Source organism: Hydrogenophaga sp. RWCD_12 (genome assembly GCF_046604225.1).
In the GTDB taxonomy this organism is placed as follows: domain Bacteria; phylum Pseudomonadota; class Gammaproteobacteria; order Burkholderiales; family Burkholderiaceae_C; genus Hydrogenophaga.
The window spans coordinates 146,563-172,809 of sequence record NZ_JBKIXC010000005.1; the positions used below are offsets into that span (position 1 = coordinate 146,563).

Sequence of the window (26,247 nt, forward strand, 5' to 3'; positions counted from 1 at the left end):
TTTGTTCGGGCGGTCAATTTCCCCGGTTTCCTGTCGATGTACTGGTCAGACCCCAGGCTCCGCCCGGGGGCTGGCCAAAAAGTCCAACGCTCGAAAGGGAATGACATGAAGCTCACCGCCATCGTCCTGTCTGCCTGCGCCGTCCTGGCGCTGTCCGCCTGTTCCACCGCACCGGTGTCGGCACCCGCGGCGGCGGTCAAACCCACCTTCCTGGCACAGATCACCCAGTTCGGCGACCCCAAGGTCAACGAAGCAGCGAGCGCGTATGTCTCCTCCTACAAGCAGGCGATCGAAGAGAGCCTGCAGTCGGGCAAGTACCAGCGCGAGCTGGCCTTCAAGCACCTGAACGCCGAGTCCTGCTTCGACAGCCGGGTCAGCCGCCTGCTCGAGAGGTCGCTCACGCCCGAACAGAAGGTCAGTCTGGTGCAGCCGTATGTGGCGCCCGAGAAGCTCAAGGCCTACGAGACCCTGGCCCGCGGCCATCTCCTGCGCGCCAACGGCCTGGAGACTTTCTCCTGCGAAATCGCCGGTCTGTCGGTCGATCGCGCCAACGTCAAGTACTGATCGGCGGCGGGCGCTGCGAACGGACTCAGCCGGCGGCGCCGAACCAGCCACCGGCCATCTTCATGCCGAACAGCGTCAGCGCCAGCGAGCCCAGTACGTGCAGGCTCGCCGTGCCGAAGGCCAGCAGGTAGCGCCCATGCTGCAGCATGCTCACCACCTCGGCAGAGAAGGTGGAGAAGGTGGTCAGACCGCCGAGGAAGCCGGTGATGATGGCCAGGCGCCAGGCCGGGTCAAGTTGCGTCTGGCTCTGGAAAAACACCACAGCCACGCCTACCAGCCAGGCTCCCGCCCAGTTGGCCGCCAGCGTGCCCCAGGGCAGGACCGCGTGGCCCTGGTTGAGCCAGAGGCTCAGCTGCCAGCGAGATAGCGCGCCAACGCTGGCCCCCAGGCTGATGGCGATCACTTGCAGCATGGTTCAGGTACCGGTTGGTGCAATCAGAACGGCGGGTCGTCGTCGCCGACGGCGGTGACGGCTTCCTGCTTGGGTTTCGCCGGCTTGGTGACGGGCGCTTCGGATGCCGTGGGCAGCACGGCGCCGGGTTCGATCTCGCCACCCAGCGCGGCAATCACGGCCGGGATCAGCTTGCTCAGTTCGCCGGTGGCCAGCGCGACGTCGGTGTCGAAGCCGCTTTCATCGTCGTTGGGCCGGTCGTCGAACACGCCTTCGAGGAACGCCAGCTTCTTGAGCTGCATGGACTCGGTGAGGGTGAAGCCGATGCGGCCTTCCCAGCTCAGCGCCAGTCGCGTTGGCAGCTTGCCTTCGGCGAGGTGCTTGCGGACTTCGTCGGTCAGCAGGTAGTGGCGGGTGAATTTCACTGCCGACTTCTCTTCGTCGGCCGACTTGAGTTCGCACTCGCGCTCGACGTTGAATCCTTCGGGCCAGTCGTTCTCGGGCTCGGTGGTCGCCAGCCATTGCGTCATCACGGTCTGAGGCGTCATGGCGGTTTGCAGCAGTGTGAGGGCCAGGCCGTCAAAGACGCGCACCAGCGCGGTCACGACTTCGTCGTTTTTGCCCTGGCTGCTGGCGTCGGTGACCAGAAGGCCGTTCTGCAGATCGAACCAGACCCAGACGCTGCCGCGGCGCGGAAATGCCTGCGGCAGCAGGGTCTGCAGCGCGTCTTCGCGCAGCTCTTTCGTTTCTTTCTTGCCGGGCTTGCGGCCGGTGGTGGCCTCAATGTGGTCGGCCGCTTCCTGCGCCTTTTCCTTCACCACGGCGCCGGGCACGGCCTTGGTCTCGATCATCAGCTTGAGGATGCGCTGGCCGGCCACGGATTCGACCAGCGGGCCGTGCTCTTCGCCGCGGGGTTCGGCCCAGCCGACCGATTTGTCCTGCGAGGCGCTGCAGGGCACGAAACGCACCGCGTCCAGCACGGCCTCCATCGACTCCAGCGTCGCTTCCCAACCGGGAGCGATGCGGTAGATCGTCACATTCTTGAACACGGATTTCCTTCGAACGGGTGGTGCGCGGTGTCGCGAACCTCGGGTTCGATGATACCGAGACGGGCTGGCCGGTCAGGGCAGGTCGGGCAGCGTGGCGAGCTGGTAGCCGGCGCCCTGCAATGCCACCCGGATCAGCTGTGCCGAGGCCACCGCGTCCGGCCCGTCGCCGTGCACGCAGATGCTGTGGATCGGCGTTGGCAGGAGCCGGCCCTGCGCGGTGACGATGCCACCGGCTTCCAGCATGCGCAGCACATGGTCCACACACTCCTGCGCAGCGTGCAGCACGGACCCGGGCTGGGAGCGCGGCGTGAGCTGGCCATCGTCCTGGTAGGTGCGGTCGGCAAACACCTCGCGGCACACCCGCAGGCCCGCCGCCTCACCGGCCCGTTCCAGCGCGGAGTGCGCAGGGGCCAGCAGGATGAGCTCGCGGTCCAGCGCCCGCACGGCCTTGGCGACGGTGGCTGCCATGGTGTCATCGGCGCAGGCCATGTTGCTCAGCGCACCGTGCGGCTTGACGTGCGTGACCCGGCCACCTTCGGCCGCGGCCATGGCCTGCAGCGCGCCGACCTGGTAGAGCACGGTCGCTTCCAGTTCCCTGGGCGACAGCTGCATCGCGCGGCGGCCAAAGCCCTGCAGATCGGGAAACGAGGGATGTGCACCCAGGCTCACCCCGTTGGCCAGCGCCAGGCGGACGGTTTCGCGCATCACGACCGGGTCGCCGGCGTGGAAACCGCAGGCGATGTTGGCGCTATTGATCACCTGCAGCAGCGCCGCGTCGTCGCCCATCCGCCAGGCGCCGAAGCTTTCGCCGAGGTCGGCGTTGAGGTTGATGGGGATCATGGGGTGTCCTCTCCGGGTTGGGTGGCCAGCATGCCGCTGATCAGGTTGCTGCCATACAGCGCCGCATCGTCGACGGTGCCGGGCGGCAGGAAGGTTTCGCGCGACGCCAGCCAGTGCACCCAGCGCTGGCGTTCGGCCTGCAGCGCCTGGTGCGCCTGCGCGAGCGTCACCGGTTCGAAGCGGATGCGGGTGCCCGGCCGCAGGTGCGCCAGGCGCGGCAGGTCGGCGCTGATGATGGTCGCGATCTTGGGGTAGCCGCCCACGGTCTGACCATCGGCCAGCAGCACGATGGGCTGGCCGTTGGCGGGTACCTGGATGGCGCCGGGCGTCACGCCGTCGGACACGATGTCGGCCGTGGCCGGACTGAGGTGTGCCAGAGGCTCGCCCTGCAGCCGCAGTCCCATGCGGTCCTGCGCCGCTGTGGCCTGCCATTCCTGTGCGAAGAACGATGCGATCGCGGCGGGCGGGAAGTGGTCGTCCTGCGGGCCGGGCACGACGCGGACCGTGCCCTGCGAGCCGTCCCACGGCGATCGGCTGCGCCATTCGCGCGGATCGGTGCCTGCGTCGCTGCGGCACGGCAAGCGATCCCCCGGCTGGAACGGTCGCCCGAGCACGCCAGAGAGTCCGGCGCGCCAGTAGCTGGAGCGGCTGCCAAAGGCCAGCGCAAGGTCGATGCCGCCAGAGACCGCGAGGTAGGCACAGCCACTTTCTGCCGCGCCCAGTTGCAGCAGGTCGCCTTCGCGCAGCGTGGCGCTGTGCCAGGCCGGCAGCGCACTGCGCGCGCCGTCCGCACCGAGACGGATCGCGCCGACACGCCCGGCGAGTGCGACACGCACCGGTCCTTTGACGACCTTGAACACCGTGCCCACACCGCGCAGTTCCAGCACCGCTGCGTGCAACGGATTGCCCAGCAGCGCGTTGGCCGCCTGCGCGAGCGGCCCGTCCATCCAGCCCGACAGCGGCAGGCCATGGTGCCGGTGGCCAGGGCGGCCCCGGTCCTGCACCGTGGTGCCGATGCCGGGTTGAACCACTTCCAGCAGGCCGCTCATGCCTTGGTCACCAGAAACGTCTCGCGGGGCAGGCCCCGGGCGATGTCGGCGGCGAGCTGGTCGTGGGTGGTCCGGTCGACCGAGGTCCACCGCACCTCGTCGCCCGCGCTCAGCATGGCGGGTTGCTCGGTCTGCGAGGGATCGAACAGCACGACCGGTGTGCGGCCCAGCAGGTTCCAGCCGCCAGGGCTTTCCCAGGGATAGACCGAACACATGTCCAGCGCGATCGCCACCGACTGCGCCGGCACCTTCTGGCGCGGCGACGGCAGGCGCGGCGTGGCCAGTTCGGGGGGGAGGCCGCCCATGTAGGGGAAGCCGGGCTGGAATCCGAGCATGTAGACGCGAAAGGTGGCGGCGAGCAGGTGGTCGATCACCTGCGTGCGCGAAAGCTGCCTGAGTTCGCACACCCGCGTGAGGTCGGGGGCAAAGGCGTCGTCGAAACACACGGGCAGCTGCCAACGCCGGCCCAGCGTCGCGACGCCGGTGCCCTCCTGCGCCATCGTGAGCAGCGTCTGTCCCAGCGCACCGGCATCGGCCGTCCACGGGTCGAAATGCACCGTGAGCGAGCGGAATGTCGGCACCAGGTCGGTGATCGGGGCGCACCGCGGGTCCGAGATGCGAGCCTGCGCAATCCGTTGGGCCAGCCCCATGACACTGGCGTTGGTTGCCGCGTCGATGGTGCTGCCGAACTCCAGGGTCCAGGCGCTGTCGCCCAGCGGCAGCAGACGGGGAGAGACGGTCATCACAAAGAGGCTGCGGACCGCGCCGCCTGGTCGTACATGCCCGAGAGCACGCGCAGCAGTCGCGCCAGCTCGCCGATGTCCTTGTTCAACCCGTCGTCGGCGTGCAGCGCCTGGATCAGACATTGCTCTCGGATCTCGCGGTAACGCTGCACGCTGACGCTGCCCGCTTCGGTGGCGGCGTAGGTCACTTCCTTGCCCGATTTGCTCGACGCCACCACGCCCAGGCTCACCAGCTTTTTGAGCGAGTAGTTCACCAGGTGCGTGTCTTCGATGTTCATGATGAAGCAGATGTCCGACAGGCGCTTGTCCCTGGCGCGGTGGGAAACATGGTGCAGCACCAGCACGTCCAGCGGCATCAGGTCTTTCAGGCCCGCGGCGGACATGCAGTGCACCACCCATCGGTGGAACGCGTTGCTGGCCACGATGAGGCCGAACTCGAACTCGCTCATCTCCGCGCTCTGGGGTGAGACCAGGTGGGCCGAGGACACGATGTGCGTGCTCGGTCGGGTGGTTGCCACTGGCGTGCTGCTTGCTTTGGGGGACTTGGCCATGGGTGTCTCCGGGTATGCCGGGGAGTTTATGGATTTGGCGACGATTTGCCAACAATTTGTTGACGATAAGGGAAAACACTGGTCACAATGTGTTGCCCTGGCTTCTACAGTCCACGCACCCGTTTCCCGCAGAACCTCTGCGATCTGTTCAACCCCGCACCCGGAGCTTTCATGAAACGTCGCGCTTTCCAACTCTCCATGGCCGCTGCCGCCATCGCTTTCACCACGATGACCGCGACCTCGGCGTTTGCCCAGGCCAAGTGGGACCTCGCCACCGCCTACCCGGCCACCAACTTCCACACGGTGAACATCAACCAGTTCGCCGCCGATGTGGACAAGGCCAGCGGCGGCAAGCTCAAGATCACGGTGCACGCCAACGCCTCGCTGTTCAAGGCGCCCGAGATCAAGCGCGCAGTGCAGGGTGGTCAGGCCCAGGCCGGCGAAATCCTGCTGGTGAACTACCAGAACGAGTGGCAGATCTTTGGTGCCGATGGCCTGCCGTTCGTGGCCGACAGCTATGACGAAGCCGCCAAGCTGTGGAAGGTGCAGCGCCCGGTGCTGGAGAAGAAGCTGGCCGAGCAGGGCATGATGGTTTTGTACGCTGTGCCGTGGCCGCCACAGGGCGTCTACAGCAAGAAGCCGCTGAACAGCGCGGCCGATCTCAAGGGCATCAAGTGGCGCGCCTACAGCCCGGCCACCTCCCGCATCGCCGAACTTGTGGGAGCCCAACCCGTGACGGTGCAGGCGGCCGAAGTCAGCCAGGCCTTTGCCACTGGCGTGACCGAAAGCATGATGTCCAGTGGCTCCACCGGCGCCGACGCGAAGCTGTATGAGCACGTGAAGTACTGGTACGACACCCAGGCCTGGCTGCCCAAGAACGCGCTGCTGGTCAACAAGAAGGCCTTTGACGCGCTGGACAAGCCGACGCAGGATGCGGTGATGAAGGCGGCCGCCGAGGCCGAGACCCGCGGCTGGGCCGAAAGCAAGAAGGCCAACGGCGAGAGCCTGGACAAGCTCAAGGCCGGCGGCATGCAGATCCTGCCAGCGCCCGCACAGCTCAAGGCCGACATGAAGAAGGTCGGCGACACCATGCTCAAGGAATGGCTGGAAAAAGCCGGACCGGAAGGCCAGGCCCTGGTCGACGCGTTCCGCAAGTGAGCGGCGGCAGCACCATGCGGCGCACGCTGAATGCTCTGTACGACGGCTGCGCCTGGCTCGCGGCGGTATTCATGATCGGCGTGCTGGTCATGGTGCTGCTGTCGGTGCTGGGCCGGCAGTTCCATTTCCATGTGCCAGGCACCGACGCCTACGCGGGTTACACCATGGCGGCGGCCGGCTTCCTGGCGCTGGCGCACACGCTCAAGCGCAACGAGCACATCCGCGTGACACTGGTGCTGGGCAAGCTCACCGGCGGCGCACGCCATGGGCTGGAACTGTGGTCGCTGAGTGCGGCGGTGCTGCTCTCCGGCCTGTTCGCCTGGTTTGCGCTGCGTCTGGTGCTGCAGTCGCACGAGTTCAACGACATTTCGACCGGCAACGACGCCACGCCGCTGTGGATTCCGCAGCTGGCGATGGCGCTCGGGACGCTGGTGCTGTTCATTGCCTTTGTCGACGAGTGGGTGCTGGAGTTGCGTGGCCAGCGCCAGCACATCGGCGGATCGGAGACGCGCCATGAATGACATGCTCGTCACGGGTCTGCTGATCGTCTCGCTGTTCCTGCTCCTGGGCAGCGGGGTCTGGATCGGGCTTACGCTGGCCGGTGTGGCCTGGATCGGGATGGAGCTGTTTTCCTCGCGCAGCGCAGGGGATGCGATGGCGGTTACCATCTGGGGCTCGGCCAGCAGCTGGACGCTGACCGCGCTGCCGCTGTTCGTCTGGATGGGTGAAATCCTGTTCCGCACCAAGCTGTCCGAGAACATGTTCAAGGGGCTTGCGCCGTGGGTCAATGCGCTGCCCGGCCGCCTGCTTCACACCAACATCCTGGGCAGTACCATCTTTGCGGCGGTATCGGGCTCGTCGGCTGCGACCTGCGCGACCATCGGCAAGATGACGATCCCCGAGCTGACCGAACGCGGCTACCCCGTCGAGCGCGTCATCGGTTCGCTCGGAGGCGCCAGCACCTTGGGACTGCTGATACCGCCCTCGATCGTGATGATCGTCTATGGCGTCGCGGCCGAGGTGTCGATCGCCAAGCTGTTTGTCGCAGGCGTCATTCCGGGGCTGATGCTGGCCGGGCTGTTCAGCGGCTATCTGATGGTCTGGGCACTGATGAACCCAGACAAGATTCCCAAGGCCGACGCCGACATGAGCTTTGCCGAGAAGATGCGAGCCTCCAGCGAGTTGATCCCGGTCATCCTGTTGATTGGAGGAGTGATAGGGTCCATCTATGTTGGCGTGGCCACCGCGACCGAAGCGGCCGCCATCGGCGTGGTCGGGTCATTGCTGCTGTCGGCGTACCAGCGCTCGCTCTCCTGGCAGAACTTCAGAGACGCGCTGCTGGGGGCGACGCGGCTGTACTGCATGATGGCGCTGATCCTCGCGGGCGCCGCTTTCCTGACGCTGTCGATGGGCTACATCGGCCTGCCGAGGCACCTCGCCGAATGGGTCGGTTCGCTGGGCCTGTCGCCTGGCCTGCTGCTGATCGCGCTGGCGCTTTTTTACATCGTGCTCGGCTGCTTCCTCGACGGCATCTCGATGATCGTGCTGACCATGGGCGTGATCGTGCCGACGGTGCAGGCCGCCGGCATCGATCTGATCTGGTTCGGCATCTTCATCGTGATCGTGGTCGAGATGGCACAGATCACGCCACCGGTGGGCTTCAATCTGTTCGTGTTGCAGGGCATGACGCGGCGCGAGATCAACTGGATCGCACGGGTCTGCATGCCTTACTTCTTCATCATGGTGCTGGCGGTGTGCCTGCTGTGGTGGTTCCCGCAGATCGTGATGTGGCTGCCGGGGAACATGTGACCGGTCGGTTCAGCCCCGCAGGAAACGCTGCGGTCTGAACGGGTGCGGGTCGATGCTGGTCGGTTCGCCCAGCATCAGCTGAGCCAGCAGCTCACCGGTGCCTGGACCGGTGGAGAAACCGATGTGCTGGTGGCCCAGCGCCAGCCACAGGCCTTCGTGGCCAGGGCACTCGCCGATCATGGGGCGGCAGTCGGGCAGGGTGGGGCGGCTGCCCAGCCAGTCGGGGTCTGCGGTGCGCTCGCCCAGCGGCAGGGCTTCGCGCGCTGAGCGCTCTGCCGCTGCCAGCTGTTCCTTGTGTGGCGGCGCATGTTGTGCGTTGAGCTCGACGCCGGTCGTGAGGCGCAACCCCTGCGCCATCGGCGCCAGCACGTAACCACCGGCGGTGTCGTACACCGGCCGGTTCAGGGTCGCATCGCCCACTGGCTGGAAGTGGCGGTGCTGGCCGCGTTCGAAGCCCATGGGCAGCTTCAAGCCCGTTTGCGTCCGCAGGAAGTCGCGTGACCACGGTCCGAGTGCCACGATGACCTGATCGGCCCGTTGTGACGCGCCGTCGGCGGTGCCGACGCGCCAGCCCGTGTCGTCACGTTGCAGGTGCGCGGCCTCGGTGAGCAGGAACGTCCCGCCGCGTTCCACTAGAAGCCTGGCATAGGCCTGCACCACCGCAGCCGGGCTGTCGACTGAGCTGGCGTCCCGGACCCACAAGGCGCGCTGGAACACCGGTTTGAGGTGCGGCTCCAGATCGTGCAGCTCGTGCGGCGACAGCGCCGCCGTCGCGACGCCGAAGTGCGCCAGCGTCTCGCGACCGAAGGCTCCTGCGTCGAACCCGGCCTGGCTGCGGTAGAGGAACAGCCAGCCATCGTCGCGGCGCCGGTGCGTCACGCCGGCTTCCTCCATCCACACGCGATGCACCGCGGCGGAATGGCGGATGAGGGTGTCGAGCGCGATGGTTGTTGCCTGAAAGTCTTGCTCGCGCGCGTGGGCCAGGAAGGCCAGGCCCCATCGCCACTGCTCCAGCAGCCACAGCGGGTGGTAGCGAAAACCCGGGTTCTTCCCGCGCAGCAGTCCGGGCAACTGCGACCAGAGGCGGGGGTGGTTGAACGGCATGAGCGAGCTGCGCGCCAGCACGCCGGCATTGCCGTGTGAGGTCGCGGCGCCCGGTCCCAGCGGGTCGATCACGGTGACCATGAGGCCACGTTGCCGCAGCGACAGCGCGCAGGCGACGCCCACCATGCCAGCTCCCAGCACCACCGCGTGTTGTCCGGGTCTGGCCCGCGTCATGGGGCGATCGCGTTCAGAGCTCTTCGACGCGCCGGGCCGGATAGCTGTCCCAGCTCTGGCAGCCTGGGCAATGCCAGAAATGCTGGCGTGCCTCGAAGCCGCAGGCGGCACAGCGGTAACGCTTGAGTGGATTGCTGGCCTGTTCGAGCGCAGCCTGCACGCGCTTCTGTGCCACCGGATCCGAGAAAGTTTCACCGGCGAGCCACTGCGCAGCAATCACCAGCGAGGGTTCGCGCTCAAGATGCTGGAGGTAGTGCGCACGGGCAGACTGGGCATTGCCGCTGAGCGCGGCGAGGGCTTCGGTGATGTCCAGCGAAGGCGCATGCGCCTGGGCTTCGTTCAGCAGCTCGACCGCTTCAGCCTGGCGGCCGGTCGCGACCGACAGGTCTGCAATCGGGCGCGCCGCGAGCGGCAGTCCTTGAGGTGCATGGCGGGCCAGCGACTTCAGGCTGTCAAACGCGCCCTGTGCGTCACCCTGCTGCGATCGGAGAGCCGACAGCGCCATCCAGCCGCGCGCCTGCTCGGGAGCACGTTCCACGGCCTTTTTCAGCAGCCGCAGCGCCTCGGTTGCGTCTCCCTTGCTCTGGGCCAGCTCAGCCTCTTCGCACAGATAGTGGCCCAGGCGCGGGGCAAAGCTGCCCTGGTGGGTGTCTTCCAGACGCTGCGCCAGACCCTGTGCCTGGGGCCAGTCGCGCGAGCGTTCGGCGATCGCCAGCAAGGCCATCAGGGCCTCGGCTTCGTAGGCAGAGCCTTCGAGCTTGTGCAGCGCCGATTCGGCGCGGTCAAGCAGGCCGGCCTTGAGGAAGTCCATCGCCAGCGCGTGCTGCGCGCGGTCGCGGTCCTTGCGGTCTAGGTCGGCGCGCGCCAGCAGGTGTTCGTGCACCCGCACGGCGCGGTCGTAGTCACCGCGGCGGCGGAACAGGTTGCCCAGTGCAAAGTGCAGCTCGGCGGTGTCGGGATCGCCCTGCACCGCTTCGATGAAGGCGTCGATGGCCTGGTCCTGCTGTTCGTTGAGCAGGTGGTTCAGGCCGCGGAAATAGGCCTTGGGTGTCTGGCGGCTTTCCATGCGCCATTGACGCAGGTCCAGCCGCGAGGCGACCCAGCCCAGCGCAAAGGCCAGCGGCAGGCCCCAGAGGAGCCAGGTCAGGTCAAGATCCATGGGGAAGCGATTGGGGTGGGACGGCGACCGCGTCGGGTACCTGAGGGGCGACCGGTGCAATGGGCGCGGGTGCGACGGCGATCCGGCGCGAACGGCGGGCACGCAACCACAACGGGAGCATCACCACGACACCCAGCACCACACCGAGCAGCAGGGCACACAGCAGGATCAGCACCAGCGGCGCCTGCCAGCGGGCACCGAAGAACAGGTGCAGCGTCACGGCGTCCTGGTTGTTCAGCGCGAAGGCGAACAACACAAAAAAAATGGCTGCGTTGAGCAGCCACATCAGGTACTTCAAATCATCCCCTCTGTGGTGGGACGATTGTAGCGATCAGTCCGGTTTTTTCGGCTCGCGTCCGAGGATCTCGGCCGTCTTGGCATCCACCTGCTCGCGCAGGGCTTTGCCAGGCTTGAAATGCGGCACACGCTTTTCCGGAATCATCACGCTCTCGCCCGAACGCGGATTGCGTCCGATGCGGGGGGAGCGGCGGTTGACGGAGAAGCTGCCGAAACCACGGATTTCGATGCGGTGGCCTTTCACCAGGGCGTCACCCATCGCGTCGAGGATGGCCTTGACGGCAAATTCGGCATCGCGGTGGGTGAGCTGGCTGAAACGGCTGGCCAGGGCTTCGACAAGGTCGCTGCGGGTCATGACTGAAATCGGGCGTGGAATGGTCCGTTACAGCATCTGGCGCCGCCGACACCCGAAGGCATCGGCGGTGGGCCATCAGGCGGGATCTCAGTTGTTGCTGTCCAGCTTGGCCTTGAGCAGGGCGCCCAGGTTGGTCGTGCCGGCGTTGCCGGTGTTCTGGTTCAGGCTGGCCATGGCTTCGTTCTGGTCGGCCATGTCCTTGGCCTTGATCGACAGCTGGATGTTGCGGGTCTTGCGATCCACGTTCACCACCACGGCGTTGACTTCGTCGCCTTCCTTGAGCACGTTGCGGGCGTCTTCCACGCGGTCGCGGGAGATTTCCGAAGCGCGCAGGTAGCCGATGACGTCTTCGCCCAGGTCGATTTCAGCGCCCTTGGCGTCCACGGTCTTGACCTTGCCGGTCACCACGGAGCCCTTGTCGTTGACCGACACGAAGGTGCTGAACGGGTCACCGTCGAGCTGCTTGATGCCCAGGGAGATGCGCTCGCGCTCGACGTCGATGGCCAGCACGATGGCGTCCACTTCCTGGCCCTTCTTGAAGTTGCGCACGGCAGCTTCGCCCGGTTCGTTCCAGGACAGGTCAGACAGGTGCACCAGGCCGTCGATACCGGCAGCCAGACCCACGAACACACCGAAGTCGGTGATCGACTTGATCGGGCCCTTGACGCGGTCGCCGCGCTTGGTCTGCTCGGCGAACTCGTGCCAGGGGTTGGCGCGGCACTGCTTCATGCCCAGGGAGATGCGACGCTTGTCTTCGTCGATGTCCAGCACCATGACTTCGACTTCGTCACCCAGCGACACCAGCTTGGAAGGAGCAACGTTCTTGTTGGTCCAGTCCATTTCGGAGACGTGCACCAGGCCTTCGATGCCGGGTTCGAGTTCCACGAACGCGCCGTAGTCGGCGATGTTGGTGATCTTGCCGAACATGCGCGTGCCTTGCGGGTAGCGGCGGCCAACGCCCATCCAGGGATCGTCGCCCATCTGCTTCAGACCCAGCGAGACGCGGTGCTTCTCGGTGTCGAACTTCAGGATCTTGGCGGTGATTTCCTGGCCAGCCGTCACCACTTCGCTCGGGTGACGGACACGGCGCCATGCCATGTCGGTGATGTGCAGCAGGCCGTCGATGCCGCCCAGGTCCACAAACGCACCGTATTCGGTGATGTTCTTGACCACGCCGTTGACGATGGCACCTTCCTTGAGGTTTTCCATCAGCTTGGCGCGCTCTTCGCCCATGGAGGCTTCCACCACGGCGCGGCGGCTCAGCACCACGTTGTTGCGCTTGCGGTCGAGCTTGATGACCTTGAATTCCAGGGTCTTGTTTTCGTACGGGGTCAGGTCCTTGGTCGGACGGCTGTCGACCAGCGAGCCCGGCAGGAAGGCGCTGATGCCGTTGACCATGACCTTCAGGCCGCCCTTGACCTTGCTGGAAGTCGTGCCGGTGACGAATTCGCCGGATTCCAGGGCCTTTTCCAGGGCCATCCACGAAGCCAGGCGCTTGGCCTTGTCGCGCGACAGCAGGGTGTCGCCGAAGCCGTTTTCGACGGAGTCGATCGCCACGGAGACGAAATCGCCCACCTGGACTTCAAGTTCACCCTGGTCGTTCTTGAATTCGGCCAGCGGAACGTAGGCTTCCGACTTGAGGCCGGCGTTGACCACCACGTGGTTGTGCTCGATGCGCACGACCTCGGCGGTGATGACTTCGCCCGAGCGCATTTCAGCGCGTTTCAGGGACTCTTCGAACAGGGCGGCAAAAGATTCAGACATTGAATTTCCTAAAGCCAGCTCAGCGTCGGGGCACAGCACCGCATGCGCGGGATGCACGGAAATCGACGGATGGGCGGCGTTGACATTGCGGTGCGTGACACCGCGGGTTAAGTGAAAGAACCATCGGGCCTGCGGGTTGTGAACACCCGGCGGGGCCATCTGGGCCATCGCGATGGCGGATTCAGCTGCCCGAATCCGCCGGTTTGCCTTGCCACCAGTCCAGAACCTGTTGCACCGAGGCTTCGATGCTCAGCTCGGAGTTGTCCAGCAGCTTGGCGTCTTCGGCGGGCTTCAAGGGGGCGTGTGCCCGGGACATGTCCCGGTGGTCACGGGCCTTCAGGTCCGCCAAAAGGTCGCCGATGTTAGCAGGAATTCCCTTGGAAATCAATTGTTTATGGCGTCTCTGGGCCCGTTGCTCGGCGCTGGCGGTGAGGTACACCTTGAGGGCCGCGCCTGGGAAAACGACGGTTCCCATGTCGCGCCCGTCGGCCACCAGGCCGGGCAGACGCTGGAAGCCCAGCTGGAGCCCGTGCAGGGCCTGCCGGACGGACGGGTACTGCGACACGCGCGAGGCCATGCCGCCGGTGGATTCGAGCCGCAATGGGTCGGTGATGTCGCGACCGCCCAGGAAAACGCTGTGGTCCTGGAAACGCACCGGCAGCCGCGCGGCCAGGAGGGCCAGTGCGGCTTCGTCGTCCAGGTCGATGCCGGCGTCCTGTGCGGCCAGCGCGGTGGCACGGTACAGTGCGCCCGAATCCAGCAAGTGGTAGCCGAGTTTCTTGGCAACCTCCGAGGCCAGTGTGCCCTTGCCGGAGGCGGTAGGGCCATCAATGCAGATCACCGGGATCCGGTCTGCGGGCGTGGCGCACAGTTCGAACAGCGCCTCGAAGTAGTCCGGAAAAGTCTTGGCGACGCACTTCGGGTCTTCGATGCGCACCGTGACGCCGGCCGGATTGAACGCGGCCAGCGAAAAACACATGGCGACCCGGTGGTCGTCGTAGGTGTGGATGCTTGCGGACGTCCAGCGGGTCGGGGGCGTGATCCGGATGAAGTCCTGGCCTTCTTCGACCGTGGCGCCGAGCTTGCGGCACTCCTTGGCCATGGCGGCAATGCGGTCGGTTTCCTTGACACGCCAGCTGGCGATGTTGCGCAGCGTGGTCGTGCCGTCGGCATACAGTGCCATCACGGCCAGCGTCATCGCCGCGTCGGGAATGTGGTTGCAGTCCAGGTCGATGGCCTTGAGCGGCCACTGCCCGCGCCGGATGTGCAGGCGGTTGGCTTCGCCCGAAATCTCGGCCCCCATGGCGCGCGCCGCTTCGACGAAGCGGATGTCGCCCTGGATCGAAGCCAGACCCACGCCTTCGATGGTCACACCATCGGTACCTTCGCGGGCCGGTGCGATGGCACCCAGGGCAATGAAGTAGCTGGCCGATGAGGCGTCGCCCTCGACATGGACCAGGCCGGGCGACAAATAGCGACTGCCGGCCGGGATGGTGAAGCGTGACCATCCCTCGCGTTGCACGCGCACGCCAAAGCGTTCCAGCAGGTTGAGGGTGATCTCGATGTAGGGCTTGGAAATCAATTCACCGACGACGTCGATCACCACCGGCTGCTCGCGCGCCACCAGTGGAAGGGCCAGCAGCAAGGCGGTCAGGAACTGGCTGGAGACGTCGCCGCGCACGCGGATCGGCTGGTCGAGCTTCAGGTCGACCAGCGATCCGTTGCCCAGACGCAGCGGAGGGTAGCCTTCCTGTCCAAGGCACTCGACCGGGCAGCCCAGCTGGCGCAGGGCATCGACCAGGTCGCCGATGGGACGTTCGTGCATGCGCGCGATGCCGCTGAGTTCAAAGCAGCCACCCAGCTCGGCCGCCAGCAGGGCCAACGCCGCGGTGAGCGGGCGCATGGCGGTGCCGGCATTGCCCAGGAACAGTTGCGTATCTTTGACTGGCAGTTGGCCACCAAGCCCCTGCACCCGGATCACGCCGTCGGGGCGGTGTTCGATGGCGCAACCAAGCTTGGCCAGCGCCGCCAGCATCACACGGGTGTCGTCCGAATCGAGCAGGTCGGCGATGTCGGTGTGACCGACGGACAGTGCGGCCAGCAACAGGACGCGGTTGGAGATGCTCTTTGAGCCAGGCAGGCGGACCGTGCCGCCCGCGCTTTGCAGAGCCGGGATGTCGAGATGGTCAATGGCGTACATGCGCGGGAAAAGTCGTCAGCCCTGGGGCTTGTGGGCGTTCATGCGCCAGTGCGAGCGCGCCTGGCTGGCCTTGTCGATCAGGGCCTCCAGTGCGTCTGGGTCGCCGGCGGCAACGGCCGCCTCGAAGGCGTGCAGCGCGCGCTGGAACTGGCGCGACTGCGCGATCAGCTCTTCGCGGTTGGACGACAGGATGTCGCGCCAGACGCTCGGGTCGCTGGCGGCGATGCGGGTGAAGTCACGGAAACCCGGGCCGGCCAGCGACAGGAACTGCTTGCCGTGCTCCTGGCCGGTGATGGCGTTCATCAGGGCAAACGCGATCATGTGCGGCAGGTGGCTGACGGCGGCGTAGGCTGCGTCGTGGGCCTCGGGCGACATGACCTGCACATGGCAACCCAGGGCGGTCCAAAGCTGGGTGGCTTTTTCGACCTGGGGAGCATCGGTGCGTTCGATCGGTGTCAGGATGACCTGACGGCCGTGATACAGATCGGCGTCGGCATGCTCGACGCCAGCCTGTTCCTTGCCGGCGATCGGATGCGCGGGCACGAACACGCCGACCTGGTCCTTGAGCACGCGCCGTGCGGCGTCGATCACATCGCGCTTGGTGGACCCGACGTCCATCACCAGCGTGTCTTTGGAGAGCAGGTGGCGGATCGCCTTGAACGTCGATTCGGTGGCGGAGACGGGCACCGCCAGCAGCACCAGATCGGCGCCCGACACGGCCAGCAGCGCCGACGGAGCCTCGATGTCGATCACGCCCATCTGGCGCGCGCGCTCGGTGGTGGACGGCGACTTGCTGTAGCCGACCACGCGCTTGACCAGCCCGGCTTTCTTCAGGGCCAGCGCAAACGAGCCGCCCATCAGCCCGCAGCCGATCAGGCCCAGTTGTTCGAATTTCACAGGGGACGCGGCCATGTCATTCGCTGACCGGGTAGGCACCCAGCACTTTGTAGAACGCGCACAGCCCCTGGAGTTCTTTCAGGGCCGCTGCGACGTGGGGTTGGGTGGGATGTCCGGCGATGTCGATGTAGAAGTAGTACTCCCACTGACCGGACTTGGCCGGACGCGACTCGAACCGCGTCATGGACACGCCGTTGTTCTTCAGCGGCACCAGCAGGTCGTGCACTGCTCCCGGCCGGTTGGGCACCGACACCACAAGGCTGGTGCAGTCCTTGCCCGAGGCTGGCGGCATGGCCAGGGTCTGGGGCAGGGCGATCACGGCGAAGCGCGTGCGGTTGTAGGCCTCGTCCTGGATGGCGTGCGCCACGATGTGCAGGCCGAACTGCGCGGCGGCGCGTTCGCTCGCCAGCCCGGCCCAGGCCGGGTTGGTGGCCGCCAGTCGTGCACCTTCGGCGTTGCTCGACACCGCGCGGCGTTCGGCATTGGGCAGGTGCTGCGTGAGCCAGCCCTGGCATTGCGCCAGCGCCTGCGGATGCGCCATCACCACCTCGATGCCGTCAAGGTGGTTGACCTGGCGCAGCAGGTTGTGCCGCACGAGCAGGCTGACTTCGCCCACCACATGCACCGGCGACCGCAGGAACAGGTCCAGCGAGCGCGCGACCACGCCTTCGGTCGAGTTCTCCATGCCGACCACGCCGTACTGCGCCGTGCCCGCCGCCGTGGCGTGGAAGACCTCGTCGAAGTTGGCGCAATAGATCATGTTCGCGGCGCTGCCGAAGAACTCGATGGCGGCCTGCTCGCAGAAGGTACCTTGCGGGCCGAGCACGGCCACGCGCTGTGGCGCCTCGAGCGCCAGGCAGGCAGACATGATCTCGCGCCAGATCGAAGCCACATGCTGGTTGAGCAGCGGGCCCTGGTTGGCGCCCTGAATTTTCTCGATCACCTGGGCCACGCGGTCCGGCCGGAAGAACGGCGAACCTTCGGCGCGCTTGATCTCGCCCACCTTTTCGGCCACGTTGGCGCGCTGGTTGAGCAGCGAGAGCAACTGCTGGTCGATGCTGTCGATCTGCACCCGAAGCGCACCCAGGGCTTCGGATTGAACGGGCTTGCTGGTGCTCATGCGCTGGTCTTTTCGAAGTCGCGCAGGTAGTCCACCAGCGCCTGCACGCCCGCCAGAGGCATGGCGTTGTAGATGCTGGCGCGCATGCCGCCCACCGACTTGTGGCCCTTGAGTTGCAGCAGGCCACGCTCCTTGGCACCGGCCAGGAAGGCGTCGTTGCGCGACTCGTCGCGCAGGAAGAACGGCACGTTCATCCGCGAACGGCAATCTTTGGCGACCTTGTTCACATAGAACTGCGAACGGTCAATGAAGTTGTAGAGCAGGGTGGCCTTGGCGATGTTGCGCTCTTCCATGGCTGCGATGCCGGTGAAGGCACCTTCCTTCTGGCGCTTGAGCCACTGAAACACCAGACCCGCCATGTAGATGCTGTAGGTCGGGGGCGTGTTGTACATGGACCCGTTGTCTGCCACCGTCTTGTAGTCGAACGCACTGGGGCAGATGGACAGCGCCTGACCCAGCAGGTCTTCGCGCACCACCACCAGCGTCACTCCGGCCGGGCCAAGGTTCTTCTGCGCACCACCGAAGGCCAGGCCGACGCGCGACCAGTCCACGGGCCGGGAAGCCACATGCGACGAAAAGTCGATCACCAGCGGGGCAAGGCTGCCCAGGGCCTTCAGGTCAGGCAACTCGTGAAACTCCACGCCATGGATGGTCTCGTTGCTGCAGATGTGCACGTACTTCGCGTCTTTGCTCAGTTTCCAGCTTCCCGGGACGGGCAGGGAGGTGTGGCCGTCAGCCTCATTGCTGGCGATCACCGTCGAGGCAGCGTACTTGCGCGCCTCCTTGGCCGACTTCTGGCTCCAGCTGCCGGTGACCACGAAATCCACAGCGCCACCGCGGGAGAGGTTCAGCGGCACGATGGCGTTTTCGGCCAGGCCACCGCCCTGCATGAACAGGATGCGGAAATTCGACGGAACCGACAGCAATTCGCGCAGATCCGCTTCGGCCTGCGCAGCGATGGACATGAATTCCTTGCCGCGGTGGCTCATCTCCACCACGCCCATGCCGCTGCCGTTCCAGTCCAGCATCTCCGCCGCAGCCTGCTGCAGCACTTCTTCGGGCATGGCGGCCGGACCGGCCGAGAAGTTGTACGGACGTTGCGTCATTCGGCGTCACCCGCCGCGTCGTCCCCGCCTTCTGCGGCATCCGGTGCACCGGCATCAACGTTGGCGTCGTTCTCGACAATGCGCTGCAGACCCGACAGTTCGGCGCCTTCGTCCAGCGCGATCAGCGTCACGCCCTGCGTGGCGCGGCCCATTTCGCGGATCTCGCTCACGCGGGTGCGCACCAGCACACCCTTGTCGGTGATCAGCATGATTTCGTCTTCGCTGTGCACCAGGGTAGCGGCGACCACCTTGCCGTTGCGTTCGCTCTGCTGGATCGCGATCATGCCCTTGGTGCCTCGGCCGTGGCGGGTGTACTCGCCGATCGGCGTGCGCTTGCCGTAGCCGTTGATGGTCGCGGTCAGCACGCTCTGCTGCTCGTCTTCGGCCACCAGCATGGCGATCACGCTCTGGCCTTCTTCAATGGTCATGCCACGCACGCCGCGTGCATTGCGACCAAGCGGGCGCACGTCGTTTTCATCGAAGCGCACGGCCTTGCCACCGTCGCTGAACAGCATCACGTCGTGCTGGCCATCGGTCAGCGCCGCGCCGATCAGGAAGTCGCCTTCATCGAGGTTGACCGCGATGATGCCGCCCTTGCGCGGGTTGCTGAATTCGTCCAGCGATGTCTTCTTCACCGTGCCCATGCTGGTCGCCATGAACACGAAACGGTTGTCAGGGAAACTGCGGGCGTCGCCGGTCAGCGGCAGCACCACGTTTATCTTCTCGCCGTCCTGCAGCGGGAACATGTTGACGATGGGGCGGCCACGCGAGCCGCGCGAACCGGCCGGCACTTCCCAGACCTTGAGCCAGTACAGGCGGCCGCGGTTGGAGAAGCACAGGATGTAGTCGTGCGTGTTGGCGATGAAGAGCTGGTCGATCCAGTCGTCTTCCTTGGTCGCCGTGGCCTGTTTGCCGCGACCGCCTCGCTTCTGGGCGCGGTATTCGGACAGAGGCTGGCTCTTGATGTAGCCGCTGTGGGACAGCGTCACCACCATGTCGGTCGGCGTGATCAGGTCTTCGGTGCTCAGGTCCTGGGCGCTGTGTTCGATCTCGCTGCGGCGGGCGCCCAGCTTGGTCTGGCCGAACTCGTTCTTCACCGCAACCAGCTCTTCGCTGATGATGATCGAGACCCGCTCAGGCCGGGCCAGGATGTCCAGCAGGTCGTCGATGACAGCCATGACGTCCTTGTATTCGGCGACGATCTTGTCCTGCTCAAGGCCGGTCAGGCGCTGCAGACGCATCTGCAGGATTTCCTGCGCCTGCGTTTCGGACAGGCGGTACAGGCCGTCGGCCTGCATGCCGAATTCGCGCTCCAGGCCTTCGGGGCGGTAGTCGTCGGCGCTGACCGTGCCCCCGTCCTGCTTGGCCCGGGTCAGCATCTCGCGCACCAGCTGGCTGTCCCAGCTGCGGGTCATCAGCTCGGCCTTGGCCACCGGCGGGGTGGGGCTCTCGCGGATGATCTTGATGAACTCGTCGATGTTGGCCAGCGCGACCGCGAGGCCTTCGAGCACGTGGCCGCGCTCGCGCGCCTTGCGCAGCTCGAACACCGTGCGGCGGGTCACCACCTCGCGGCGGTGTTCCAGGAACACCGTGATCAGGTCCTTCAGGTTGCACAGCTTGGGCTGACCGTCGATCAGCGCCACCATGTTGATGCCAAAGGTGTCCTGCAGCTGCGTCTGCTTGTACAGGTTGTTCAGCACCACCTCGGGCACTTCGCCGCGCTTGAGCTCGATCACCAGACGCATGCCGGATTTGTCGGACTCGTCCTGGATGTGGCTGATGCCTTCGAGCTTCTTCTCGTGCACCAGCTCGGCAATGCGTTCCTGCAGCGTCTTCTTGTTGACCTGGTAGGGGATCTCGTCAACGATGATTGCCTGGCGCTGACCCTTGTCGATGTCTTCGAAATGGCACTTGGCGCGCATCACCACGCGGCCACGGCCGGTGCGGTAGCCGTCCTTGACGCCATTGATGCCGTAAATGATGCCGCCGGTGGGGAAGTCTGGCGCCGGGATGATCTCCATCAGCTCGTCGATGGAGCAGTCCGGGTTCTTGAGCGAGTGCAGGCAGGCGTCCACCACCTCGTTGAGGTTATGCGGCGGGATGTTGGTGGCCATGCCCACGGCGATGCCGCCAGAGCCGTTGACCAGCAGGTTGGGCAGGCGGGTGGGCAGCACCAGCGGCTCTTTTTCCGAACCGTCGTAGTTCGGGCCGAAATCCACCGTCTCCTTGTCGATGTCCGCGAGCATCTCGTGGGCGATCTTGGACATGCGGATTTCGGTGTAGCGCATGGCGGCGGCGTTGTCGCCGTCGACCGAGCCGAAGTTGCCCTGGCCGTCGACCAACATGTGACGCAATGAAAAATCCTGCGCCATCCGAACAATGGTGTCGTACACCGCACTGTCGCCGTGCGGGTGGTATTTACCGATCACGTCGCCGACGATACGGGCCGATTTCTTGTATGGCCGGTTCCAGTCGTTGTTGAGTTCGTGCATCGCGTACAGGACGCGGCGATGCACCGGCTTCAGACCGTCCCGGGCGTCCGGCAGCGCGCGACCCACAATCACGCTCATGGCGTAGTCGAGGTAGCTTCGGCGCATTTCCTCTTCAAGGCTGATCGGCAGGGTTTCTTTGGCGAACTGGGTCATGAGCGTTGAAGAAGTCGGAAGTCGTCAGGGGGAAACCCACCAATTTTAGTGGACAGGGGGACAGACGCTTTGGGTGTGTCTATGTTGTGTGTGGGCAACGAGTTCGGCGGCCATCGTCTCGTGGTTGTCCCGGGGCCGACCCTGGCAAATTGAATGCTTGTGGCACAATGATTTGAGCGTTTCTGGTGGTGGTCACCTTGAGCGCGCTCATTCGAAATCAGCCGTCTGCGGCTTACTCCAAGAGGAAAACCATGAAAAAACTGAACTCAGTGGCAATGCTGTTCGCAACCGCCGCCATGGCATCGGCCGCTTTCGCTGCTCCCTCCAGCGGTACTGCGACGAACGACAACTGGCGCAGCGGCCATGGCAACCTCCAGTGGAAGAACGGTGACGGCACCCTGTGCTGGCGCGATGCCAATTGGACGCCCGCCACCGCTGCCAAGGGCTGCGACGGCGAAATCATCCCGGCTCCTGCGCCTGCTCCGGCTCCTGTCGCTGCTCCGGCACCCGCTCCCGCTCCGGCACCTGCTCCCGCTCCCGCTCCCGCACCAGCTCCTGCCGCTCCGGCCGCCACCAAGGTGACCTATGCCGCCGACGCCTTCTTCGACTTCGACAAGGCTGTGCTCAAGCCCGAAGGCAAGGCCAAGCTGGACGACCTCGCCGACAAGGTCAAGGGCATCAACCTGGAAGTCGTGATCGCCGTGGGTCACACCGACTCCAAGGGTACCGATGGCTACAACCAGAAGCTGTCTGTCCGCCGCGCCGAAGCCGTCAAGGCCTATCTGGTGAGCAAGGGCATCGAAAGCAACCGCGTCTACACCGAAGGCAAGGGCGAAGGCCAGCCGGTGGCCGACAACGCTACCAAGGAAGGCCGCGCCAAGAACCGTCGCGTGGAAGTCGAAGTGGTCGGTACCCGCACCAACAAGTAAGACTTGCCCGGCTCGTCTTGCCGAAAGAACCCCAGGCGTGCAAGCGCCCGGGGTTTTTTTTCGCCCTTTCGCTTCGGTTGGCTGATCGCCGGAGCGCTGGTGAGCACAGTTGGCCGTGCAGACGTTCTGCCTCTGCCGGGTGAATGTTTGCGCGCGATTGGGCTGCCCGAGCAACGGACTGTTGTGCTGAGTGTGCTGTCACCGCGCATGGTTTACAGCGTGACGGAGTGGCCGCGGATGCAGGCAGCCGCCGAGGCCGAGGGGTTTGTCGTCATGGCGTGGCGGTCGCCGCTGGTTCCACAGGCAGAGTGGCGGTCTGCGGTGGCGCAGGCAGGGTGGGCGAGGGACTTGTCGGAGCTGGTTCCCACTGTCTGCACGGCCTGGCTCGGTCGTCCGAACCATTTTCCTTACAGCCTCGTGATCGCGCAGGGGCGCGTCCATCCCTGGCCGATCTGGGGTGTTCTGCCGGATGCGGCATGGATCGATTCGCTGCGGTGCCGGCGGGTTGCACTGGCATCCACCGGTCAGGGTTGCGAGCCATGAGCAGCCGTGATTTCTTTCCAGCCATCTTGCTGTTGGCGGGTTTGACCTCGTGGCCCTGTGGAGCCGCCGATCGCACCGAGGCTTCGGCGTGCATTCCTGCCGTCAGCTACCTGGCGCTGGATGGTGCGATGGTGGGCTTGGACAGCAATGGCGTGCCGGCGCTGGGGACCTACGAGCGAATCAGTCCGGACGGGCGGTTTGTCCTGCGCTCCTATTCCGGGGCGCAGCTCGGGCAGGTCTCTCTGGTCGAGTTGCCGGCCGACAGTGCAACGGCGGTCCGGCGCGTGTTCCGGACCCCGCTGAGCAACGAGGCGTTTCCGGTGCAAGGCAGTTGGCGTTACCTTGTCGATGTCGACGGGCGGCACTTCCGGTTGCGCGATGTGCTGCGCCTGGAGCAGAAAGCCTCGCCGCTGTTCCAGGGTGGAATGCGGGGCTTCTATGCGGCTGCCTCCGAGCTGGACCCGGGCGGGGCGGCCGATCCTGCGCTGATCTGGATCCGGTCCATGAGCTGGCCACAAGGTGACCGTTCCGGTCAGGGCACCGGGCCCCTGCAGGTGCGGACGATTGGAGTCAGGGATTTCGGCGATAAGGCCGAAGTGGTTGCCGACACCGGGCCGCAGTTCATTTGCGGCACCCGACAGGCCACCGATGGCGGGGTGTACACGCTGCCCATGATTTCGGTCGACGGCAAGGAGTTTTCGGCCATTCCAATCAACCCGCGGGCCGGCCGACCCTCGATGCGTGTCTATGGGCTATCGCCCGCCGTCCCGGGCGAGCAGCACGCCTGCGATCTCCGCATGGACTTGCAGGCGTCGCCGGGAAAGGCTGTGTTCGCCTTTGGCGGGAGGCCCTCCGCGATGCTGGCCTACACCGATAACGCCAGTGTCTACTTCGTCGACCGGCGGGCGGCGCTGCAGGACCAGGTGTTCCGCATCGACGACGAACGCACACAAGTGCTGGCCAGCGCCTTTCCCGGTTTCACAACGGATGGTCGCATCGTGTTCGGGGCCAGCTGGAAGGACTGTTTGGCCAAAGGGACATGCGTGAACCGTTCGGGCTATGTGGTCGCAGACCCGTACCAGAACGCGGACTATCGCCAGCAGCTTCAACGCTTCGGACTGCGAGCAGACAAGGCATGCATCACGCTGGCCGATGTCCGCAGCGAACGTCAGCGATTCGCCGATGCCTGGGGGCTGCCGCGCTGAGGCCATGGGAGAATCGGCGGCATGAGCACCGTCAACGCCGATCCGGCCGAACTGGCCAAATTTTCCGACCTGGCCCACCGCTGGTGGGATCCTGAAAGCGAGTTTCGTCCCCTGCACCAGATCAATCCGCTGCGTCTGGGCTGGATTGACGGACTGGCACCTCTGGCGGGCAAGCGGGTGCTCGACATCGGTTGCGGTGGCGGCATCCTGTCCGACTCAATGGCCCGCAAAGGGGCCGACGTCACCGGTATCGACCTTTCCACCAAGGCGCTGAAAGTCGCCCAGCTCCATGCGCTGGAAGCCGGCACCACCGGGGTGAACTACCGCGAAGTCAGTGCCGAGGCCTTGGCGCAGGAGCAACCGGCGTCGTTCGATGTGGTGACCTGCATGGAGATGCTGGAACATGTGCCTGACCCTTCGTCGGTGGTGCGAGCGTGTGCCACGCTGGTGAAGCCGGGCGGCTGGGTGTTTTTCTCGACCATCAACCGCAACCCGAAGTCGTTCCTCTTCGCCATCGTCGGGGCGGAATACCTGCTGCGCATGTTGCCCAGGGGCACGCACGAATACGCCAAGATGATCCGGCCCAGCGAGCTGGCGTCGTACTGCCGCGCGGCGGAGCTGTCGCTCCAGCAGACACGGGGCATGGAATACAACCCGCTGACCCAACGCTACTGGCTCAGCGGCGACACCAGCGTGAACTACATGATCGCTACCCGCCGGCCATGACGCCGTTTGCTGGCATCTGCTGTGTGCTGTTCGATCTGGATGGCACGCTGATCGACAGTGCGCCCGATCTGGCCGGTGCCGCGAACGCCATGCGGGAGGCTAGGGGGCTGGCTGCGCTGCCTCTGGACTGGTACCGGTCGCACTCAGGCTCCGGGGCGCGTGGCATGTTGCGGGTGGCCTTCGACACCGAGCCCGGAGATGCCGTTTTCGAGGCGCTCAAGCAGGAGTTCTTCGACGCGTATCAGAGCAGATTGACCTTGAACACCCGGGCGTTTGACGGTGTGGACCGTCTGATCTCCGCGTTGTCTGGTGCAGGACTACCCTGGGGCGTGGTTACCAACAAGGGCCAGCGTTTCACCGTGCCCCTGTTGCAGGCTATGCCGCTGTTCCAGAGCGCCGCCACCGTGATCAGCGGCGACACCACGCCGCATGCGAAACCACACCCAGCGCCCCTGCTGGAGGCGGCGAGGCAGGTTGGCTTGTCGCCCCAGTCCTGTCTGTATGTGGGGGACGATTTGCGCGACATTCAGGCTGGCCGAGCAGCAGGCATGCGCACCGTGGCCGCTCTGTACGGGTACCTGGGTCCGTCTGCGGATGTGGGGACATGGGGCGCTGATCAAACGATTTCAGCGCCGGAAGAGCTCTTGAAAAGTCTGGAACTGCCTTAAACTGCAGGGTTCAGGGGCTGCACTGGTTTCGACGTGGGTTCGGACGCGCAGCAGGGCATGTCGAGGTTCTGTCACCTCGTAAAACCGCAGAAAAAAACTAACTGCAAACGACGAACGTTTCGCACTCGCCGCTTAATTGCCGGTGAGCTTTGCAACAGCATGCCTATGGGCTGGGCAAGGGTCCGAACGGCGCAAGCCGCCAGGGTCCAGGCTGCAAAGATAATTTCATAGGCTGGTCGGTCGCCGGGCAACTTGGCAGCTGACGAGATCCAAGGTTGCTGGCGTCTTGCAAAGCGTGCTGCTGCGCGTTGCAGGAAGCGAGATCCAAATCAGACGGCTACACATGTAGAACTGCTCGAAGAAGGCTTGCGGACGGGGGTTCAAATCCCCCCAGCTCCACCACTCAACAGCCCCTTGGCCCTCCAGGCCAAGGGGCTTTGCTTTTTGGGTTTCATGGTTTCATGCTGGCACTGAGCGAAGTATTGTTTTCACAGGGTTTTGGCACCCGGCGCGTCTGCAGTGGCCTGGTCCAGATGGGGCATGTCCAGCTCGGCGAGGAGCGCCAGCCTTGCGACGATCCGGGCCTGGAGGTGGACACCGATGGCCTGGTGTTCTGGGTACAGGGCCTGCGCTGGCTGTACCAGGAGCGTGCCTACCTGATATTGCACAAGCCGGCCGGCTATGAGTGCTCTCAGAAGCCGAGCACCTATCCCAGCGTTTACACCCTCTTGCCAGGACCTCTGAGGCAGCGCGGTGGTGGCGCTGCCGCGGGCGTGCAGGCCGTGGGGCGGCTCGACCAGGACACCACCGGTCTTCTGCTGATGACCGACGATGGCAAGTTCATCCACCGGCTGACGTCACCCCGTCACCACGTGCCCAAGGTCTACGAGGTCACAGTCAAGCATCCGCTGGACGAACGGCAGGTGGCACGGCTGCTGGAAGGGGTAGTTCTGGATGACGATCCGGCGCCGGTGCGCGCGGCGTCCTGCCGAGCAACCGGCGCGCACGCCCTGGAGCTGACCCTGACCGAAGGCAAGTACCACCAGGTCAAACGCATGCTGGCGGCGGTGGGCAACCGGGTCGAAGGCTTGCACCGCTCTCGCATTGGTGAACTCAGCCTGACGGCGGAGTTGGCACCAGGTCAGTGGCGCTGGCTGACGTCCAGCGAGGTGGATGCGCTGACCCGCAAACGGGCCTAGCC

Annotated in this window: 25 protein-coding genes and 1 other RNA gene; 10 read left to right on the forward strand and 16 right to left on the reverse strand. The window is 65.4% G+C overall.

What is annotated here, in order from left to right:
- Window positions 1-105: 105 nt before the first annotated feature.
- On the forward strand, window positions 106-564 hold the full coding sequence (locus tag ACLIJ1_RS19260; RefSeq protein ID WP_411367176.1) for a hypothetical protein: 459 nt from the start codon (window positions 106-108) through the stop codon (window positions 562-564).
- Between the two features lie 25 nt (window positions 565-589).
- On the opposite strand, the gene crcB is transcribed toward ACLIJ1_RS19260, so the two are convergent.
- From crcB to ACLIJ1_RS19290, 6 genes are all read right to left on the reverse strand, one after another.
- Window positions 590-976 carry a fluoride efflux transporter CrcB gene (gene crcB / locus ACLIJ1_RS19265; protein WP_411367177.1) on the reverse strand — a complete coding sequence of 129 codons (387 nt, stop codon included), beginning with the start codon at window positions 974-976 and terminating at the stop codon, window positions 590-592.
- Between the two features lie 23 nt (window positions 977-999).
- Window positions 1,000-2,004, reverse strand: a complete 1,005-nt coding sequence (locus tag ACLIJ1_RS19270; RefSeq protein ID WP_411367178.1) for a recombination-associated protein RdgC — start codon at window positions 2,002-2,004, stop codon at window positions 1,000-1,002.
- 72 nt (window positions 2,005-2,076) lie between these two features.
- Complete coding sequence (locus ACLIJ1_RS19275) at window positions 2,077-2,844, reverse strand: LamB/YcsF family protein (protein WP_411367179.1); 768 nt, start codon at window positions 2,842-2,844, stop codon at window positions 2,077-2,079.
- Window positions 2,841-3,893: a biotin-dependent carboxyltransferase family protein gene (locus ACLIJ1_RS19280; protein WP_411367180.1), complete on the reverse strand. Its 1,053-nt coding sequence runs from the start codon at window positions 3,891-3,893 to the stop codon at window positions 2,841-2,843. Before ACLIJ1_RS19280 ends, ACLIJ1_RS19275 begins: the two co-directional genes overlap by 4 nt.
- Window positions 3,890-4,636: a 5-oxoprolinase subunit PxpB gene (gene pxpB, locus ACLIJ1_RS19285; protein ID WP_411367181.1), complete on the reverse strand. Its 747-nt coding sequence runs from the start codon at window positions 4,634-4,636 to the stop codon at window positions 3,890-3,892. Before pxpB ends, ACLIJ1_RS19280 begins: the two co-directional genes overlap by 4 nt.
- The gene (locus ACLIJ1_RS19290) at window positions 4,636-5,187 is read right to left on the reverse strand and encodes a winged helix DNA-binding protein (RefSeq protein WP_411367182.1); all 552 of its coding nucleotides are present in this window, start codon (window positions 5,185-5,187) and stop codon (window positions 4,636-4,638) included. Before ACLIJ1_RS19290 ends, pxpB begins: the two co-directional genes overlap by 1 nt.
- Before the next feature lie 171 nt (window positions 5,188-5,358).
- Here ACLIJ1_RS19290 and ACLIJ1_RS19295 point away from each other — a divergent pair, with 171 nt between their 5' ends.
- From ACLIJ1_RS19295 to ACLIJ1_RS19305, 3 genes are read left to right on the forward strand one after another with little or no spacing between them, the layout of a single operon-like run.
- On the forward strand, window positions 5,359-6,345 hold the full coding sequence (locus ACLIJ1_RS19295) for a TRAP transporter substrate-binding protein (protein ID WP_411367183.1): 987 nt from the start codon (window positions 5,359-5,361) through the stop codon (window positions 6,343-6,345).
- 14 nt (window positions 6,346-6,359) lie between these two features.
- Window positions 6,360-6,866, forward strand: coding sequence for a TRAP transporter small permease (locus ACLIJ1_RS19300; RefSeq protein WP_411367184.1), 507 nt, complete (start codon window positions 6,360-6,362; stop codon window positions 6,864-6,866).
- Entirely contained in the window at window positions 6,859-8,154 is a 1,296-nt protein-coding gene (locus ACLIJ1_RS19305; RefSeq protein ID WP_411367185.1) for a TRAP transporter large permease, read from the forward strand. Before ACLIJ1_RS19300 ends, ACLIJ1_RS19305 begins: the two co-directional genes overlap by 8 nt.
- 9 nt (window positions 8,155-8,163) lie before the next feature.
- On the opposite strand, the gene ACLIJ1_RS19310 is transcribed toward ACLIJ1_RS19305, so the two are convergent.
- The 10 genes from ACLIJ1_RS19310 to gyrA all read right to left on the reverse strand — a co-directional run bounded on the left by ACLIJ1_RS19310 (window position 8,164) and on the right by gyrA (window position 20,975).
- Window positions 8,164-9,432, reverse strand: a complete 1,269-nt coding sequence (locus ACLIJ1_RS19310) for an NAD(P)/FAD-dependent oxidoreductase (RefSeq protein ID WP_411367186.1) — start codon at window positions 9,430-9,432, stop codon at window positions 8,164-8,166.
- Between the two features lie 13 nt (window positions 9,433-9,445).
- Entirely contained in the window at window positions 9,446-10,591 is a 1,146-nt protein-coding gene (gene lapB / locus ACLIJ1_RS19315; RefSeq protein WP_411367187.1) for a lipopolysaccharide assembly protein LapB, read from the reverse strand.
- The gene (locus ACLIJ1_RS19320) at window positions 10,581-10,889 is read right to left on the reverse strand and encodes a lipopolysaccharide assembly protein LapA domain-containing protein (protein ID WP_411367188.1); all 309 of its coding nucleotides are present in this window, start codon (window positions 10,887-10,889) and stop codon (window positions 10,581-10,583) included. Before ACLIJ1_RS19320 ends, lapB begins: the two co-directional genes overlap by 11 nt.
- 33 nt (window positions 10,890-10,922) lie before the next feature.
- A complete protein-coding gene (locus ACLIJ1_RS19325; protein WP_374407396.1) occupies window positions 10,923-11,243 on the reverse strand; it encodes an integration host factor subunit beta in 321 nt (106 codons plus the stop codon).
- Window positions 11,244-11,330: 87 nt separating this feature from the next.
- Window positions 11,331-13,007: a 30S ribosomal protein S1 gene (rpsA, locus tag ACLIJ1_RS19330; RefSeq protein WP_411367189.1), complete on the reverse strand. Its 1,677-nt coding sequence runs from the start codon at window positions 13,005-13,007 to the stop codon at window positions 11,331-11,333.
- Between the two features lie 181 nt (window positions 13,008-13,188).
- The gene (locus ACLIJ1_RS19335; protein ID WP_411367190.1) at window positions 13,189-15,207 is read right to left on the reverse strand and encodes a bifunctional 3-phosphoshikimate 1-carboxyvinyltransferase/cytidylate kinase; all 2,019 of its coding nucleotides are present in this window, start codon (window positions 15,205-15,207) and stop codon (window positions 13,189-13,191) included.
- Window positions 15,208-15,222: 15 nt separating this feature from the next.
- Complete coding sequence (locus tag ACLIJ1_RS19340) at window positions 15,223-16,119, reverse strand: prephenate dehydrogenase (RefSeq protein ID WP_411367191.1); 897 nt, start codon at window positions 16,117-16,119, stop codon at window positions 15,223-15,225.
- A 1-nt stretch (window position 16,120) separates the two neighbouring features.
- Complete coding sequence (pheA, locus tag ACLIJ1_RS19345; RefSeq protein ID WP_411367192.1) at window positions 16,121-17,224, reverse strand: prephenate dehydratase; 1,104 nt, start codon at window positions 17,222-17,224, stop codon at window positions 16,121-16,123.
- Window positions 17,221-18,330, reverse strand: a complete 1,110-nt coding sequence (serC, locus tag ACLIJ1_RS19350; protein WP_411367193.1) for a 3-phosphoserine/phosphohydroxythreonine transaminase — start codon at window positions 18,328-18,330, stop codon at window positions 17,221-17,223. The genes pheA and serC overlap by 4 nt, the downstream gene beginning before the upstream one ends.
- Complete coding sequence (gene gyrA, locus ACLIJ1_RS19355) at window positions 18,327-20,975, reverse strand: DNA gyrase subunit A (RefSeq protein ID WP_411367194.1); 2,649 nt, start codon at window positions 20,973-20,975, stop codon at window positions 18,327-18,329. The genes serC and gyrA overlap by 4 nt, the downstream gene beginning before the upstream one ends.
- A 251-nt stretch (window positions 20,976-21,226) precedes the next feature.
- Between gyrA and ompA the strand changes: the two genes are divergently transcribed.
- The 6 genes from ompA to ACLIJ1_RS19385 all read left to right on the forward strand — a co-directional run bounded on the left by ompA (window position 21,227) and on the right by ACLIJ1_RS19385 (window position 26,245).
- Window positions 21,227-21,904 (forward strand): outer membrane protein OmpA, encoded by a 678-nt coding sequence (gene ompA / locus ACLIJ1_RS19360; protein WP_411367195.1) that lies wholly within the window; start codon window positions 21,227-21,229, stop codon window positions 21,902-21,904.
- Between the two features lie 539 nt (window positions 21,905-22,443).
- Complete coding sequence (locus tag ACLIJ1_RS19365) at window positions 22,444-23,652, forward strand: hypothetical protein (protein WP_411367196.1); 1,209 nt, start codon at window positions 22,444-22,446, stop codon at window positions 23,650-23,652.
- Between the two features lie 21 nt (window positions 23,653-23,673).
- Window positions 23,674-24,378 carry a bifunctional 2-polyprenyl-6-hydroxyphenol methylase/3-demethylubiquinol 3-O-methyltransferase UbiG gene (gene ubiG, locus ACLIJ1_RS19370; protein ID WP_411367197.1) on the forward strand — a complete coding sequence of 235 codons (705 nt, stop codon included), beginning with the start codon at window positions 23,674-23,676 and terminating at the stop codon, window positions 24,376-24,378.
- Window positions 24,375-25,046, forward strand: a complete 672-nt coding sequence (gph, locus tag ACLIJ1_RS19375) for a phosphoglycolate phosphatase (RefSeq protein ID WP_411367198.1) — start codon at window positions 24,375-24,377, stop codon at window positions 25,044-25,046. Before ubiG ends, gph begins: the two co-directional genes overlap by 4 nt.
- 13 nt (window positions 25,047-25,059) lie before the next feature.
- Window positions 25,060-25,448: a transfer-messenger RNA gene (gene ssrA / locus ACLIJ1_RS19380) on the forward strand.
- A gap of 62 nt (window positions 25,449-25,510) precedes the next feature.
- Entirely contained in the window at window positions 25,511-26,245 is a 735-nt protein-coding gene (locus ACLIJ1_RS19385) for a pseudouridine synthase (RefSeq protein WP_411367542.1), read from the forward strand.
- Window positions 26,246-26,247: the final 2 nt, after the last annotated feature.

Coding starts and splice junctions, on each gene's coding strand:
- lapB (WP_411367187.1), bottom strand. CDS start 10,591: ATGGATCTTGACCTGACCTGGCTCCTCTGGGGCCTGCCGCTGGCCTTT.
- ACLIJ1_RS19325 (WP_374407396.1), bottom strand. CDS start 11,243: ATGACCCGCAGCGACCTTGTCGAAGCCCTGGCCAGCCGTTTCAGCCAG.
- rpsA (WP_411367189.1), bottom strand. CDS start 13,007: ATGTCTGAATCTTTTGCCGCCCTGTTCGAAGAGTCCCTGAAACGCGCT.
- ubiG (WP_411367197.1), top strand. CDS start 23,674: ATGAGCACCGTCAACGCCGATCCGGCCGAACTGGCCAAATTTTCCGAC.
- ACLIJ1_RS19290 (WP_411367182.1), bottom strand. CDS start 5,187: ATGGCCAAGTCCCCCAAAGCAAGCAGCACGCCAGTGGCAACCACCCGA.
- ACLIJ1_RS19335 (WP_411367190.1), bottom strand. CDS start 15,207: ATGTACGCCATTGACCATCTCGACATCCCGGCTCTGCAAAGCGCGGGC.
- ACLIJ1_RS19280 (WP_411367180.1), bottom strand. CDS start 3,893: ATGAGCGGCCTGCTGGAAGTGGTTCAACCCGGCATCGGCACCACGGTG.
- ACLIJ1_RS19365 (WP_411367196.1), top strand. CDS start 22,444: ATGAGCAGCCGTGATTTCTTTCCAGCCATCTTGCTGTTGGCGGGTTTG.
- ACLIJ1_RS19340 (WP_411367191.1), bottom strand. CDS start 16,119: ATGGCCGCGTCCCCTGTGAAATTCGAACAACTGGGCCTGATCGGCTGC.
- ACLIJ1_RS19260 (WP_411367176.1), top strand. CDS start 106: ATGAAGCTCACCGCCATCGTCCTGTCTGCCTGCGCCGTCCTGGCGCTG.
- ACLIJ1_RS19275 (WP_411367179.1), bottom strand. CDS start 2,844: ATGATCCCCATCAACCTCAACGCCGACCTCGGCGAAAGCTTCGGCGCC.
- ompA (WP_411367195.1), top strand. CDS start 21,227: ATGAAAAAACTGAACTCAGTGGCAATGCTGTTCGCAACCGCCGCCATG.
- ACLIJ1_RS19295 (WP_411367183.1), top strand. CDS start 5,359: ATGAAACGTCGCGCTTTCCAACTCTCCATGGCCGCTGCCGCCATCGCT.
- gyrA (WP_411367194.1), bottom strand. CDS start 20,975: ATGACCCAGTTCGCCAAAGAAACCCTGCCGATCAGCCTTGAAGAGGAA.
- pheA (WP_411367192.1), bottom strand. CDS start 17,224: ATGAGCACCAGCAAGCCCGTTCAATCCGAAGCCCTGGGTGCGCTTCGG.
- gph (WP_411367198.1), top strand. CDS start 24,375: ATGACGCCGTTTGCTGGCATCTGCTGTGTGCTGTTCGATCTGGATGGC.
- pxpB (WP_411367181.1), bottom strand. CDS start 4,636: ATGACCGTCTCTCCCCGTCTGCTGCCGCTGGGCGACAGCGCCTGGACC.
- ACLIJ1_RS19305 (WP_411367185.1), top strand. CDS start 6,859: ATGAATGACATGCTCGTCACGGGTCTGCTGATCGTCTCGCTGTTCCTG.
- ACLIJ1_RS19310 (WP_411367186.1), bottom strand. CDS start 9,432: ATGACGCGGGCCAGACCCGGACAACACGCGGTGGTGCTGGGAGCTGGC.
- ACLIJ1_RS19300 (WP_411367184.1), top strand. CDS start 6,360: ATGCGGCGCACGCTGAATGCTCTGTACGACGGCTGCGCCTGGCTCGCG.
- serC (WP_411367193.1), bottom strand. CDS start 18,330: ATGACGCAACGTCCGTACAACTTCTCGGCCGGTCCGGCCGCCATGCCC.
- crcB (WP_411367177.1), bottom strand. CDS start 976: ATGCTGCAAGTGATCGCCATCAGCCTGGGGGCCAGCGTTGGCGCGCTA.